This window comes from Martinezella miluonensis (assembly GCF_900094545.1).
GTDB lineage: Bacteria > Pseudomonadota > Alphaproteobacteria > Rhizobiales > Rhizobiaceae > Rhizobium > Rhizobium miluonense.
This window is the reverse complement of record NZ_FMAH01000013.1, coordinates 105689-120995: the sequence shown is the minus strand read 5'-3', so window position 1 is coordinate 120995 and position 15307 is coordinate 105689. Positions and strand designations below refer to the sequence as shown.

Genomic DNA, 15307 nt, shown 5'->3' with positions numbered 1-15307 from the left:
TACTGCGTCAGGAAGTTGGTCGAGGAACCGAGGCCGGTGACGCCGAGGTTCTTGCCCTTGAAGTCGGCGGCGGACTTGATCTCCGGATGCTTGGCCGACACCAGCTCGACTTCGCCGGGCGCCTGGCTGAACTGCACGACGGATTCGACGAACTTGCCCTTGCCCTGCAGGTCGATGCAGTGATCGTAGAAGCCGACGACGCCCTGGACGGCGCCCGCAAGCATTTCGTTTTCGGCATCGACGCCCGCGGGCTCGTTCAGAAGCTCGACGCTGAGACCCTCATCCTTGAAATAGCCGAGCCCCTCGGCAAGCTTGGCCGGCAGGTAGATCTGCTTCTCGTAGCCGCCCACCATGATGGAAATCTTGCCGGCCGCCTGTGCAGCCGTCGTCGCAAACGACGCCGCAGTCATCGCGAGGGAAAGTGCCACCGAATATTTGAGAACGTTTGATGCACGCATGAAGTCCTCCTCTCCATTGATGTGCCTGTGCCGTTCGACGCAACACGGCACCGCTTCTTCTTGAAGCGGGAAAGACATGCACATCCAACCTTTCATTGAGCTGAAAGGAGCTCGCCCCGCCGTTCTGAAATTTGTGAACGGCGGTAGCCGCCGTCCTCATCACCGAAACACTGTGAAGCCGGATTACTTTGCAACGAGAAGCGTTGCCCGATCTTGGCAACTCCCGCAGCGCGACTATTTAAGATCTATCGCTTTCGCCAGGGGGACGATCCATGAGAAGCGCAGCCTTAGCCTCTATTCTGACAGCACTCATGATCGCCGGTCCGGCATCGGCAATCTCTCGCTACGAGTCGCTGAGCAAGACTTGCGCCGCCGTACAGCAGCTCATCGCCAGCGAGCGTGCTGTCATATTGCGCTATCCTGCAAAAGGCGGCGCCTCTCTCGTCCTGTATGATCGCTTTGTCTCCGGCAACGGGCAATGCAGCGTATCCGATTACGCGGCGCGCACCTACGTCCCCACCAGGGACAGTCCGCTATGCCCGGTCTACAACTGCAAGCCGTCCTCGGTTTTCAATCCACATTGACGCGAATCGTCTTTTCTGTGGTTTATTCCGCCGTCTTGGCAAAAGACCTAACAGAAAAAGACTTTTGGTTGAATTTTACCCATATTTCACACACATTTTGCGGGCAGCTTGAACGCATGCCGCTTACGCCATTATGTCGTAGGCAGAGCGGCGTCCACTGGAGCGCCCTATATTGCTAAGGAGATTGCGCAGTGAGTGCAAAAGTACCGAATCCGATTGATGCCTATGTCGGCTCCCGTGTGCGCACGCGGCGGCTTATGCTTGGCATGAGCCAGGAGCGGCTTGCCGAACAAATCGGCGTCACCTTTCAACAGGTGCAGAAATACGAAAAAGGCACTAACCGCATAGGAGCGAGCCGGCTGCAGGCCATAGCCGGCGTTCTGGCCATTCCGGTCGCGTTCTTCTTCCAGCAAGACAGCTCGCAGCCGCTGAATACGGACGGTTTGGGCATGATCAACGGCCTCGAAGACCTGTCGGAGTTTCTGACCTCCAAGGAGGGCCTGAGCCTCAACAAGGCCTTCATGAAGATCAACGATCCGGGCATACGCCAGTCCGTGCTAACCTTGGTCAAGTCTCTGGCAAACGCCTCCGAGCCGCATACAGGCCATGCGTCACGCGCAGGCGATGCACCGGTCGGCCTTCACAGCTGACACTCGGATCGCCGCATCGAATAAGAGGTCGAGGCACGCACCAAGTTCGGTGGGTGCCTCGATGTCCAATGACGGTTGCTGATCGCCCTCTTGGCGAATCGTTTGGCTGACATGCATGCCGGAAGGCATCCGCCCTAGCGGGGCGCGCTCATCTCTTACGCTTTAGGTTTTTGGCTTTGCAGATGTCATTATCGCAAAACCGCAGTACACTTTTGCGCGACTTGCTTTAACGCTCGTTCGAGTGCGGCTGCACGCCTGCCACGAAGATTTTGATGCATTGACGCAAATGCCGCAGCCGCGTTTCCCGATCGGGCCAGTCGTTCGGGTGGCCGGGCTTGGAGATCATCGCGCCGAAAATCATCGTCATCAGCATGCGTGCAGCGCTTGCGGTATCGGCAATCTCGATCAGGCCGCGCTGCTGTTGCTGGTTGAGCCAATCGGCGAGCATCTGCTGTGATTGTTTGGCACCATAGGTGTGCATCAGCGTCGCAACCTCCGGATATTGTCGGGATTCGCTCATGGCGAGATGAACGAAAGCCTCGCGCTCTCGCTCTTTGGCCTCATCGATGTCGATCATGAAGATCTGCTCGAGCGCCTCATCGAGCGGCAGGTTTTCATTGGCCTCGCGCGGCAGAGCCAGCATCGAGGCACGATGCTCGGCGATAATCGCCATGAATAGGTCGGTCTTGCCCGGAAACAGGCGATAAAGGGTCTGTTTCGAAATCTTGCAGCGGGCTGCCACCAGATCCATCGTCGTGCCGCCGTAACCAAGTTCGTAGAAAGTGACACGCGCCGCTTTGACGATCTCGGCTCGCCTTGCATCGTCGCTCGCGGTTTTGGGGCGGCCGCGCGGGCGGCGTGTTGCAGCCTGATCCTCTTTGCCTCCCCGCTCCTTTATCAGTGCCTCCACCTTAACCTCGACAAGCGAATGCGATTGACATTTCAACCAATACAAATATTTTCCGTACGACCTCGTACTGTAAATAAGGCAACAGGAAATAGCAACGTGCGAAAGCTTGCCTCTTCCACCTCTGCATCCGTATATCCCAAGGTATCCACCCGCCTTCTGTCCACCCGAACCGCGTTGATCGTCGCCGGTGCTGCCGCCACGATGCTACTCGCCGGCTGCAATGAACAGAAGGCCGCTCAGAACAATACACCAGCCGTGAAGACCGAGGTCAGCGCCATGGCGCTGCATCCGCAATCGGTCGCGATCACTGCCGAACTGCCCGGCCGCACCAGCGCCTATCTCGTCGCGGAAGTGCGGCCGCAGGTCGGCGGCATCATTCGCAACCGCAACTTCAAGGAAGGCAGTGAGGTCAAGGAGGGCGACGTCCTCTACGAAATCGATCCGGCCTCCTACCAGGCATCTTACGATAGCGCCGCCGCCGCCCTGCAGAAGGCGCAGGGCGCCGTGCCGAGCGCCCAATCGAAAGTGGATCGCTACAAGAGCCTCACCGCGCAGGACGCGGTCAGCAAGCAAAATCTGGATGATGCCATTTCCGCTTTGGCGCAAGCGAACGCCGACGTGGCTTCTGCGAGAGCGGCCCTGGAAACGGCACGCATCAATCTCGACTACACCAAGATGCGCGCGCCGATCGCCGGCCGTGTCGATGCATCGACCGTGACCGTCGGCGCCCTCGTCACCGCCGATCAGACGACGGCGCTGACCACGATCCGCAAGCTCGACCCCATCAATGTCGACGTCACGCAGTCGAGCACCAATCTGCTCGAGTTCCGCCGCGCCGTCGCCGACGGCCGGCTGAAGACCAGCGGCGACAACGTCTCCGTGCATCTGACGCTCGAAGACAGCAGCCAGTACAAGGAAACCGGCACGCTGCAATTTGCCGAATCCTCCGTCGCCGAAACCGTCGGCACCATCACCGTGCGCGCCGTTTTCCCCAATCCCGATCGCGTGCTGCTGCCCGGCATGTATGTGCGCGCCACCATTCAGGAAGGCATCGCCGAAAACAGTTTCCTCGTGCCCCAGCGTGCGGTTTTCCGCAACACGAAGGGCGAGCCGACCGCCATGTTCGTGAGTGCCGAAAACAAGGTCCAGCAGCGCGTCATCAAGGTGCGACGCAGCATCGGCAACAGCTGGCTTGTCAACGAAGGCATAAAGGATGGCGACCGCGTCATCGTCGAAGGCAGCCAGCGCGTTCGCGACGGCCAGGAAGTCACCGTATCGCCCGTCACCATCGACGACGCGACCGGCGAGGTGAAGCAGGCCGCAGCAGCCGAGGGTAAATCCACCGAGCAGGCCGAGCTGGAAAAGACCGATGGCAAGGCCGCCTCCGGCGCCCAGAAGTGAGGTTAGACGATGTCTCGTTTTTTCATCGACCGGCCGATCTTTGCCTGGGTCATCGCCATCGTCATCATGCTGGCGGGTGCGCTGTCCATTTTGACGCTGTCGATCTCGCAATATCCGCAGATCGCGCCGACCACGGTCAGCATCAGCGCCAATTATCCCGGCGCTGACGCCGCAACCGTCGAAAACTCGGTGACCAAGGTCATCGAGCAGGGCATGACCGGTATCGACAACCTCGACTACATGACGTCGACCTCGACCTCGACAGGCCAGGCCTCGATCTCGGTGACCTTCAACAACAAGGCCAACCCCGACGTCGCGCAGATGCAGGTGCAGAACAAGCTGCAGCTCGTCACCGCCCAGCTGCCGCAGACCGTCCAGTCCACCGGTATTGTCGTTTCCAAGTCGACGTCGAACTTCCTCATGGTCGTCGGCTTCGTCTCCACCGACAACAAGCTGAACTCCAACGACCTCGCCGACTATGTTGCCAGCACGCTCAACGATACGCTGAAGCGCATCGACGGCGTCGGCAACACCCAGATTTTCGGCGCAGGCTATGCCATGCGCATCTGGGTCAATCCTGACAAGCTGGCCAAATACCAGTTGATGGTGAGCGACGTCACCGCCGCGATCCAGGCGCAGAACTCGCAGGTCTCGGCCGGCCAGCTCGGCGCGCTGCCACAGCGCAAGGGGCAGCAGCTCAACGCCACCGTTACGGCCAAGAGCCGCCTGCAGACGCCGGAGCAGTTCGAAAACATCATCCTGAAGAGCCAGCCCGATGGCTCGCTGGTGCGCATCAACGATGTCGCGACCGTCGAACTCGGCGCGTCGTCCTACACGACGTCGAGCACCTATAACGGCCATCCTTCAGCAGGTCTCGCCGTGATGCTCGCCTCCGGCGCCAACGCCATCAGCACGGCCGAAGCGGTGAGATCGGTCATCGGCAATCTGAGCCAGACCCTGCCGCCGAATGTCGAGATCGTCTATCCCTACGACACGACGCCCTTCGTGAAGCTGTCGATCGAAGACGTAGTCAAGACGCTGTTCGAAGCCATCGTGCTCGTCTTCATCGTCATGTTCGTCTTCCTGCAGAACATTCGCGCGACCTTGATCCCGACGCTCGCCGTCCCCGTCGTCCTGCTCGGCACCTTCGGCGTGCTCTCCGTCTTCGGCTATTCGATCAATACGCTCACTATGTTCGGCATGGTGCTAGCGATCGGTCTGCTCGTCGACGACGCCATCGTTGTGGTCGAGAACGTCGAGCGCGTGATGGAGGAAGAGGGATTGTCGCCACGCGAGGCGACGATCAAGTCGATGCAGGAAATCACCGGCGCTCTGATCGGTATCGCCACCGTTCTATCAGCCGTCTTTATTCCAATGGCCTTCTTCTCCGGTTCGGTCGGCATCATCTACCGCCAGTTCTCGGTGACGATCGTCTCGGCGATGGTCCTGTCGGTCATCGTCGCATTGATCCTGACGCCGGCGCTTTGCGCCACTCTTCTCAAGAAGCCCAAACACGGCGCGAAGGAAAAGGGCGTCTTCGGCTGGTTCAACCGCAATTTCGAGCGGGGAACAAGGGGTTACCAGCGAAGCATTCATGGCATGATCCGCCTGAGCGCCGTCTTCCTCATCGTATTCGTGCTGATCGGCGTCGCCGTCGGTTATCTGTTCAACCGTCTCCCGAGCTCGTTCCTGCCGGACGAAGACCAGGGCATCCTGCTGACGGCGATCCAGCTTCCTCCGGGCGCCACGGAGTCGCGCACCTGGGCCGTGCTCAATCATGTGAAGGACTATTATCTCAATAACGAAAAGGACTATGTCGAAGGCGCATTCGCCGTGGCAGGCTTCGGCTTCAGCGGTCAGGGCCAGAACGTCGGTATCGTCTTCGTCAGATTGAAGGACTTCGACAAGCGTTCGACGCCGCAATCGAAGGCGCAGGCGATCGCCGGTCGCGCCATGGGCGCGTTCTCGAAGATCAAGGACGGCAGCGTCTTTGCGCTGGCGCCGCCGGCGATCCCCGGTTTCGGCAGCTCGAGCGGCTTCGATTTCTTCATCAAGGACATCAATGGCGCCGGCCATGCCGCGCTCATCCAGGCCCGCAACCAGCTGCTCGGCGCTGCGGCCAAGAGCCCGAAACTCTTCGGCACGCGTCCGAATGGTCAGGAAGATACGCCGCAATATTCTGTCAACATCGACCAGGAAAAAGCGAGTGCGCTCAACATCACCCTGTCGAACATCGACTCGACGCTGTCGACGGCCTGGGGCGGAACCTATGTCAACGACTTCATCGATCGCGGCCGCGTCAAGCCCGTCTACGTGCAGGCTGACAAGAACTTCCGCATGCAGCCGGAAGACTTCGGCCGCTGGTATGTGCGCAACTCCAGCGGCGACATGGTGCCGTTCTCGGCATTCTCGAGTGGCAACTGGACCTACGGTTCGCCGCGTCTGGAACGCTATAACGGCTCGTCGGCCGTCGAAATCCAGGGTGCCGCTGCACCAGGCGTTTCGTCGGGCGATGCCATGAACGAGATCGACAAGATCATGGCAACCCTGCCACCCGGCTTCAGCCATGAATGGACCAGCCTGTCGGCCCAGGAAAAGCTCTCCGGCAACCAGGCAAGCCAGCTCTATGCGATCTCGATCCTCGTCGTCTTCCTGGCGCTGGCCGCCCTCTACGAAAGCTGGTCGATCCCGCTTGCCGTGATGCTGTCGGTTCCGATCGGTATCTTCGGCGCGTTGCTGGCGGCCACCCTGTTCGGCCAGTCGAACGACGTCTACTTCAAGGTCGGTTTGCTGACGACCATCGGTTTGGCGGCCAAGAACGCCATCCTGATCGTCGAATTCGCCATCGAGCAGCAAAACCAGGGCAAGAACCTGGTCGATGCGACGCTGGAAGCGGCACGGCAGCGCTTGCGGCCGATCCTGATGACCTCGCTCGCCTTCATCCTCGGCGTTCTGCCGCTGGCGATCGCCAATGGTGCGGGATCGGGCAGCCAGAACTCGATCGGTATCGGCGTCATGGGCGGCATGATCTCGGCGACCGTGCTCGGCGTATTCTTCATCCCGCTGCTCTTCGTCTCGGTCCGCCGTGTCTTCAAAGGCAGGGTCAAATCGACGGCAACGACACCGCCCACCGACGCACCGACGACGGATGCCGCACATTAACGAACGAGACGCCCGCTTCCGCAGATTGGAGAGCGGGCGTCTCGACCTAGCTACAGGTCAAGCAAAGAGGCTCCTGCGACATCGCAGGAGCCTCTTTGTCATTGGTGTCATAGCTGACTTGAAAATGCTGTTGGCGGATAGCGCCCCACGCCGCCTTCGCGCCGCCGCTGCTCAGATCATGAAGCAGCGTGGCGGCATGCCTCTCGCAACCTTAAACGAGAGGCACGCCGGCTCGATATAAGAACCTGCCGCCCGAGTCCCGGACCTATGCCCCCGCACCTTTCGGCAAACAAGGTGTCGTTGCGATCGTGCCCACGGCTCGTTCAAGTGGATCAAGAAGCAGCAGGCGTTGCAGGCTGCGGCTCCGGCGACCACTTTGCGTGCAGCTTGGCGAGCATCAGATAGATGATCGGCGTGGTGTAGAGCGTCAGCACCTGCGAAACGACGAGGCCGCCGACGATGGTGATGCCCAGCGGGCGCCGCAGCTCGGAGCCAGGGCCGGTTGCCACGATCAGCGGAATGGCGCCCATCAGCGCCGCCAGCGTCGTCATCAGGATCGGACGGAAACGCTTGAGACAGGCCTGATAGATCGCTTCTTCCGAAGACAGGCCGAGAACGCGTTCGCCCTGCAGCGCGAAATCCACCATCATGATACCGTTCTTCTTGACGATGCCGATCAAGAGAATGATGCCAATGAAAGCGATGATGGTCAGCTCCGTGCCGCTGATGGCAAGCGCCAAGAGCGCGCCGAGACCGGCGGACGGCAACGTCGAAATGATCGTCAACGGATGCGCCAGGCTCTCATAGAGAATGCCGAGAACGATGTAGACCGTCAGCAATGCCGCCAGAAGCAGGAGCGGCTGGCTGCCGGACGACAGCCGGACACTCGCCGCATCGCCGGCGAAATCCGCATGCAGCGTATCGGGCAAATGCATCTCAAGCACCGCCTTCTCGATGGCTTGGTTCGCGACCTCCAAGGGCGTATTGAGCGCCAGATTGTAGGAAATGGTCACGGCCGGATATTGCCCCTGGTGATTGACCACCAGCGGCGCGAGCGTCCGATCGATGGAAGCGACGGCACTCAACGGCACCTGTTTCCCGCCGGTGGCCGGCACGTAGAGCTTGGAGATGTCATGCGGGTCGAGCGCATAGTTCGGATCCGCCTCTAGCACAACACGATACTGGTTGCGCTGCGTGTAGATCGTCGAGATCTGCCGCTGCGCGAAGGCGTTGTTCAGCGCGGCGTCGATGGATTGAATGCTGACGCCGAGCTGCGAGGCGAGACTGCGGTTGATATTGACGGTCGCCTGCAAGCCGTTTGGCTGCCTGTCGGTCGCGACATCGGTCAAGCCCGGAACAGCCTGCAATCGCTCCAATACCTTCGGCGCCCACTCCACCAGCTCGTCATAATTCGCACCCCAGACGGTGAACTGATACTGCGACTGCGACTGGCGCGCGCCGGCGCGAATATCGCCCGGCGAAAACAGGAACGTGCTGAGCCCGGGAACGGCCATCAGCTGCTTGCGAAGCCGGTCGATGATCTCGGCCGTCGGCGCCCGCTCCGATTCCGGCTTGAGCGAAATGAACAGCTGCCCTCGATTGATCGAGCTGGAAAAGCCGCCGCCGCCCACCGAGGAGCCGAGGCCCGACACCGCCGAGTCCTCGGCGACGATATCGGCGGCCTGCTGCTGCAATTTGACCATGGCCGGATAGGAGATATCGGTCGCGGCCTGCGTCCCGCCCTGGATGAAGCCGGTATCATCCTGCGGAATGAAACCCTTCGGCACCTTGACGTAGAGATAGGCCGACATGACCACGCAGGCGATGATCACCAAGACGGACATCAGGCGGTGATGCAGCACTGCTTTCAACGTCCGTCCGTAAAAGCCGATGATCGCGCTCATCGAGCCTTCGACCATGCGGCCGAACCGCCCGGGCTGGGCATGAATGTCGTGCGGCCGGAGGCGATGGCCGCAGATCATCGGCGTCAGCGTCAACGACACCAGCGTCGAAACGATGATGGTGAAGCCGAGTGTCAGCGAGAAAGTCTGGAAGAAGCGGCCGACGATACCTCCCATGAAAAATAGGGGAATGAAGGCGGCGAGCAGCGACAGGCTGATCGAAACGACCGTGAAGCCGATCTGCTTTGCGCCTTCGAGCGCCGCCCGCATCGGCTTCATGCCGGTTTCCAGATTGGCATAGATATTCTCGATCATGACGATGGCATCGTCGACGACGAAACCCACCGAAACGGCAAGCGCCATGAGAGAGAGATTGTCGATCGACAATCCGAAGAGCCACATCGCCGCCAGGGTTCCGGCGAGCGAAAGCGGCACGGTGACGCCTGCCGCGAAGGTCGGCGTTGCGCGCCGCAGGAAGACGAAGACCACCGCCATCACCAGGCAGATGGTGGCCAGCAGCGTCCATTGCATGTCGTTGACGCTGGCATGGATCGTCGTGGTGCGGTCGGAAAGGACATCAATCTTGACGCCGGCCGGGATGAGCCGCTGCAGCTCCGGAATCAACTGCTTGACGCCCTCGACCGTAGCGATGACGTTGGCATCCGCCTCCTTGGTGATGTTGAGCAGCACGGCGGGTTTGCCGCCATACCAGGCATCGGAGCGGCTATTGCGCACGCCCGGTTCGACGGTGGCTATATCGGACAGCCGGACGGCGGTGCCGTCACCGCTGCGTACAACGATCCTGCCATACGCTTCCGGCGTCCGCAGCTGTCCGTTGACGGCGATGGAGAAAGCTCCTCCAGCGCCGTCCATGGAGCCGGCAGGGCCGAGTACGTTGGCATTGACGATCGCGGTGCGAACGCTGTCGAGCGACATGCCCATGGCCGAGAGCCGATCGGGATTGAGCCTCACGCGTATCGCAGGCTGATCGGCGCCGCTGACCGTTACGCCACCGACGCCTTCCACCTGCGAGATACGCTGCACGACCACCGTATCGGCTGCATCATATATGGCGCTCGGCCCCACATTGTCCGATGTCAGCGCCAGAATCAGCACGGGCGCCGCGGCCGGATTGATCTTGCGGAAGGATGGTAGGGTCGGCAGATCGCCCGGCAGGTCGGTCGCCGATGCATTCAGCGCCGCCTGCACATCTTGCGCGGCGCCATCAACGCTGCGGGAGAGATCGAATTGCACCATGATGGTGCTTGAGCCGAGCGAGCTCACCGAGGTCAATTGCGTGACGCCGGCTATGGTGCCGAGATGCCGTTCCAGCGGAGCGGCGACACTCGCCGCCATGCTGGCGGGATCGGCGCCGGGACGGCTCGCCGAGACGACGATCGTCGGCAAGTCCACAGTCGGCAGGCTTGCCACCGGCAGGAAGCCATAGGCGACGATACCGAGAATCATCAGCCCGATCGCCAGAAGCGTCGTCCCGACAGGGCGTTTGATGAACGGCTCGGAGATGTTCATGTCTCGCCGCCCGCCAGTTCGTCCATTTCAGCGCTCGGCGTGCCGCTGGTGCGCCCGACGATCCGGGCGCGCAGGCGCTCGAAGGCCAGATAGATCACCGGCGTCGTATAGAGCGTCAGCAGCTGCGACAGCACGAGGCCGCCGATGATGGTGATGCCAAGAGGGATGCGCAGCTCGGCGCCTGTGCCCTGCGCCAGCGCCAGCGGCAGAGCGCCGAAAAGCGCCGCCAGCGTCGTCATCATGATCGGTCGGAAACGCAAGATCGAGGCCTTGAGAATGGCCTCGCGCGGCTCGAGGCCTTCCTTGCGCTCCGCCTCGAGCGCAAAGTCGATCATCATGATCGCGTTCTTCTTGACGATGCCCATCAGCAGCACGATGCCGATCAGGGCGATGACCGACAGATCCTGCCCGAACAGCATCAGCGCCAGCAGCGCGCCGACACCGGCCGAAGGCAGCGTCGAAAGGATCGTCACCGGGTGGACGGCGCTCTCGTAGAGCAGGCCGAGCACGATATAGATCGTCACGACGGCCGCCAGGATCAGCCAGGGCTCGCCGGCAAGCGAGGAGGCAAATTCTTCCGCGTCACCCGAATACTTGCGCTGGATGTTGTCGGGCATGCCGATATCCTGCTCGGCCGCCTTGATCTCGGCCACGGCTTCGCTGAGCGAAGCGCCCTTGGCAATATCGAAGCTGATCGTCACGGCCGGAAACTGCTCGTCATGGCTGATGACCAGCGGCGCCGTCGTGAAGGTCGCCGTCGTAAAGGCATTGAGCGGCACTTGCGTGTCGCTGGCGCCGGCGACGTAGAGCTTGTCAAGCGACTTCGGATCCGACTGATATTGGGGCGCAGCCTCCAGAATGACGCGATACTGGTTGGCCTGGCCGTAGATCGTCGCGATCTGGCGCTGGCCGAAAGCATCGTTCAGGGTGTCGCTGACGGCCTGCATCGATACGCCGAGCCGCGAGGCGGTTTCGCGATCGACATTCACAAAGATGCGGCCGCCTCCCATTTCCACCTCGGAGGCGACGTCCATAAGCTTCGGGCTTTCCTGCAGCCGCTGGGCCAGCTTCTGCGACCAGTCGACCACCGTGTTCGTATCCGTGCCCGTCAAAGTATATTGATAGGGCGCGCGGCTGGCCCTGGTGCTGATCGAGATGTCGCGCACGCTCTGAAAGGTGACATGGATGCCCGGCATACCCGCGACGTCATCGCGCATCCGCTCGATGATCTGATCGGCGGAAGCTGTGCGCTGGTTCCTCGGCTTTAGTATCAGGCTGAGATTGCCGGTGTTCAGCGTCAGATTGCTGGCGCTGGCACCGATGACGGAAACGACGCCATCGACATCCGGGTCCTTGCGCAGCCGATCGGTCACGGTCGCCTGCATCTGCTTCATGGTCTCGAAAGAGGTCGTCGGCTCGGCTTCGATCACAGCGGTGATCAGGCCGGTATCCTGCGCCGGCAGGAAGCCCTTCGGAATGACGACATAGAGCGCGATCGTCGCAGCCAGCGTCACCACGGTCACCACGAGCATGAGGCCGCTGCGATCCACGGCCCATACGAGGCTGCGCCGATAGCCTTCGATCATCCAATCGGTGAAACGATCGGCGCCGGCAAGCAAACCACCCGCACGCTCCTTGGGCTTGCGCAGGATGCGCGCGCACATCATCGGCGTCAGCGTCAGCGAAACCACGGCCGACACCACAACGGCGATGGTGAGCGTCAGCGCGAATTCGCGGAACATGCGGCCCACGATCCCGGTCATGAACAGCAGCGGAATGAACACCGCAACCAGCGAGACGGTCAGCGAAATGATGGTGAACCCGATCTCGCCGGCACCCTTCAGCGCCGCCTGCATCGGGTTTTCGCCCTCCTCGATATGGCGGGCGATGTTCTCGATCATCACGATGGCGTCGTCGACAACGAAGCCGGTGCCGATCGTCAGCGCCATCAGCGAGAGATTGTCGAGGCTGAAGCCGGCAAACCACATGACGCCGAAGGTCGCGATCAGCGACAAGGGCAGAGCGACACCGGCTATGAAGGTTGCCGTCATCGTCCGCAGAAAGAGCAGAACTACGAGGATGACGAGACCGATACTGATCACCAGCGTCCATTGCACGTCATGGATCGAGGCTCGGATGGTCTCGGTGCGGTCGTTGACGATATCGAGCGAGATGCCGGCCGGCATGGCCTGTTTCAGCTTCGGAAGCTGCTGCAGGACGTTTTCGACGGTCTGAATGACGTTGGCGCCCGGCTGGCGCATGATATCGATGATGACGGCGGGCTTTCCCTGATACCAGGCGCCGACGCGATTGTTCTCCAGCCCTTCGACGACATCAGCCACATCCTTCAACTGCACCGGGGCGTTGTTGCGATAGGCGACGATGACAGACTTGTAGACGTTCGGGTCTACGATCTGGTCGTTCGCGGCAAGCGTGAAGCTTTGCTGGGTGCCATCAAGCGCACCCTTGGCGCCGGCCACGCTGGCGCTGGTGATCGCCGTGCGGATATCCTCCAGAGCAAGGCCATAGGAGGCAAGGCGCGGCAGGTCCACCTGGACACGAATGGCAGGCTTGACGCCGCCCTGGATGCTGACATTGCCCACGCCGGACACTTCGCTGAGGCGCTGCGCCATCATCGTATCGGCGAAGTCGCTGAGCTCGCGGATCGAATAGCTGTCGGAGCGCAAGGCCAGCGTCACGATCGGCGTGTCGGCCGGGTTCACCTTCGAATAGGTCGGCGGATAGGGAAGCGTGCGCGGCAGCGTCGAGCCGGCCGCGTTGATCGCTGCCTGCACATCCTGCGCGGCGCCATCGATATCACGGCCGAGATCGAACTGCAGCGTGATCTGGCTGATACCGAAGGCACTTGACGACGTCATCGAGGTCAGTGACGGAATCTGACCGAGCGGCCGTTCCAGGGGAGCGGTCACCAGGGCCGCCATCGTATCGGGATCGGCGCCGGGAAGCTGCGTCGTCACCTGAATCGTCGGGAAATCCACCTGCGGCAGCGGCGCGACCGGCAGGAAGAGAAAGCCGAGAATACCGCCCAGGAGAACCGCGACCCCGAGAAGCGAGGTGGCGATGGGTCGGCCGATGAAGAGCGACGAGACGTTCATTGTTGCTGCGTCGGCGCTGCGGACGCGTTGTTCGGCGTGGTGCTGGCGCTGGTATTCGTATCCTGACCGGCGCCGCCGGCGTGCTGATCATCCCCGCTTTGACCATCCTGGCCGGCATTACCGCCATTACCACCCTTGCCGCCCTGACCGCCCTTGCCTCCCTGACCGTTGTGGCGATGATGCGGCTTCTCGCCGCCATTGGCGCCGGCATTACCTTGGCTGCTCTGTTGATCGTTCTGCGCAACCGGCTGCCCTTGATCATTGGCCGCCGGCACACTCGGTACCGCTTGATCGGAACTGGCCGAAATCTGCACTTTCGAACCGTCCTGAAGCCGCGCAAAGCCGGTCGTCACCACCTTGTCGCCCGGAGAAACGCCATCGGCGATCACGGCGAGCGTGTCGTCCTGCTGACGCACCTTCACCGGCTTCATCGCCACGGTCTGGCCTTCCTTGACGATATAGACGAACGTGCCGTTCGGCCCGCGCTGCACCGCCCCGCTCGGAATAACGGTAACGCCCTTCAGCGTCTCCACGAGCAGGCGGGCATTGATGAAGGCACCGGGCCACAGTGCCAGCTTCTCGTTCGGAAAGTTCGCCTTCAGCTTGACTGTGCCCGTCGTGGGATCGACCTGGTTGTCGACCACCGCCAGCGTGCCGTTGTCGATGACCGTCTGGCCATCATTCCCCATGGCCTGGACGGCGAGCGTACCGGCCGCACTTGCCGCGTTGACGCGAGCAAGCTGTTGCTGCGGAATGGAAAACAACACGGAGATCGGCCTGATCTGCGACAGCGTCACGATCCCTGTCGCATCCGACGAGCCGATGAGGTTGCCGACATCGACATTGCGGATACCGGTGCGCCCATCGATCGGCGCCTTGATCGTCGTATAGTCAAGCGTCGCCTGCGCGCTTTCTATAGCCGCCGCGTCGGCCTTAACCTGTGCCGTGTATTGCGCCACCAGCGAAGTCTGCGTATCGACCTGCTGCTGCGTACCCGAAGCGGTCTTCACCATGAGCTGATAGCGGTTGAGATCGCGCTGGGCCCCTGCGAGCAGAGCCTCGTCCTGCGCCTTCTTGGCAAGCGCCTGGTCGAGCTGCGCCTTGTAGACGGAATCGTCGATGCGGGCGATAACGTCGCCCTTCTTGATATCCTGGCCCTCGCCGAAATCGATCTCGACGATTCGTCCGCTGACCTGCGCGCGCACCGTCACCGTATTCAGGGCCTTCACCGAACCCACGCCATTGATATAGACGGGAACGTCGGCCGTCGTCACATCGGCCGCAAGCACTGGAACCGGGCCGCTGAATTGCGCCGCACCCCGCCGCCCTCCACCGCCGCCCTGACGCTGGCCGTTGCGGCGCTCGCCCTGGGCTTGCTGGGCAGGTGTCGAGGCGTTCTGATAGCCAAGCAGCCGCTCGGCGTTGGCAAGCCAGAGATCGCGAGTCGCATAGGCGCCGTAGCCCACCGCGCCAATCACCGCCAACGACATTACGACCCGAAACGCACGAGCCATCAACACACCTTCCTTCTAAGCCTTCGGTGATCTCTGACCCGCGGCTATCTTGTGCGCGACTCTAGCTTGCATCGTGTCGCT

General features: G+C 61.5%; 9 protein-coding genes. 4 read left to right on the top strand and 5 right to left on the bottom strand.

The features are described from left to right. Positions 1-458: ABC transporter substrate-binding protein (locus GA0061102_RS13640; protein WP_159432162.1), on the bottom strand; the 458-nt coding region annotated here is incomplete at its 3' end. Positions 459-730: 272 nt separating this feature from the next. On the opposite strand from GA0061102_RS13640, the gene GA0061102_RS13635 reads away from it, so the two are divergent. Together GA0061102_RS13635 and GA0061102_RS13630 are read left to right on the top strand one after the other, a co-directional pair. Then, positions 731-1042 (top strand): hypothetical protein, encoded by a 312-nt coding sequence (locus tag GA0061102_RS13635; RefSeq protein ID WP_092848317.1) that lies wholly within the window; start codon positions 731-733, stop codon positions 1040-1042. A gap of 191 nt (positions 1043-1233) precedes the next feature. Next, positions 1234-1692 (top strand): helix-turn-helix domain-containing protein, encoded by a 459-nt coding sequence (locus GA0061102_RS13630; protein WP_092848315.1) that lies wholly within the window; start codon positions 1234-1236, stop codon positions 1690-1692. A 226-nt stretch (positions 1693-1918) separates the two neighbouring features. Here GA0061102_RS13630 and GA0061102_RS13625 read toward each other — a convergent pair whose 3' ends face one another. After that, complete coding sequence (locus GA0061102_RS13625; protein ID WP_092848312.1) at positions 1919-2602, bottom strand: TetR/AcrR family transcriptional regulator; 684 nt, start codon at positions 2600-2602, stop codon at positions 1919-1921. Between the two features lie 96 nt (positions 2603-2698). Between GA0061102_RS13625 and GA0061102_RS13620 the strand changes: the two genes are divergently transcribed. Together GA0061102_RS13620 and GA0061102_RS13615 are read left to right on the top strand one after the other, a co-directional pair. Next, on the top strand, positions 2699-4003 hold the full coding sequence (locus GA0061102_RS13620) for an efflux RND transporter periplasmic adaptor subunit (protein ID WP_425348531.1): 1305 nt from the start codon (positions 2699-2701) through the stop codon (positions 4001-4003). A 9-nt stretch (positions 4004-4012) separates the two neighbouring features. Next, complete coding sequence (locus tag GA0061102_RS13615; protein WP_092848295.1) at positions 4013-7165, top strand: efflux RND transporter permease subunit; 3153 nt, start codon at positions 4013-4015, stop codon at positions 7163-7165. A gap of 332 nt (positions 7166-7497) precedes the next feature. Here GA0061102_RS13615 and GA0061102_RS13605 read toward each other — a convergent pair whose 3' ends face one another. From GA0061102_RS13605 to GA0061102_RS13595, 3 genes are read right to left on the bottom strand one after another with little or no spacing between them, the layout of a single operon-like run. Next, complete coding sequence (locus GA0061102_RS13605; RefSeq protein ID WP_092848281.1) at positions 7498-10596, bottom strand: efflux RND transporter permease subunit; 3099 nt, start codon at positions 10594-10596, stop codon at positions 7498-7500. Then, positions 10593-13712 carry a multidrug efflux RND transporter permease subunit gene (locus GA0061102_RS13600; protein WP_092848279.1) on the bottom strand — a complete coding sequence of 1040 codons (3120 nt, stop codon included), beginning with the start codon at positions 13710-13712 and terminating at the stop codon, positions 10593-10595. Before GA0061102_RS13600 ends, GA0061102_RS13605 begins: the two co-directional genes overlap by 4 nt. Beyond that, the gene (locus GA0061102_RS13595; RefSeq protein WP_092848276.1) at positions 13709-15226 is read right to left on the bottom strand and encodes an efflux RND transporter periplasmic adaptor subunit; all 1518 of its coding nucleotides are present in this window, start codon (positions 15224-15226) and stop codon (positions 13709-13711) included. The genes GA0061102_RS13600 and GA0061102_RS13595 overlap by 4 nt, the downstream gene beginning before the upstream one ends. Between the last annotated feature and the right edge of the window lie 81 nt (positions 15227-15307).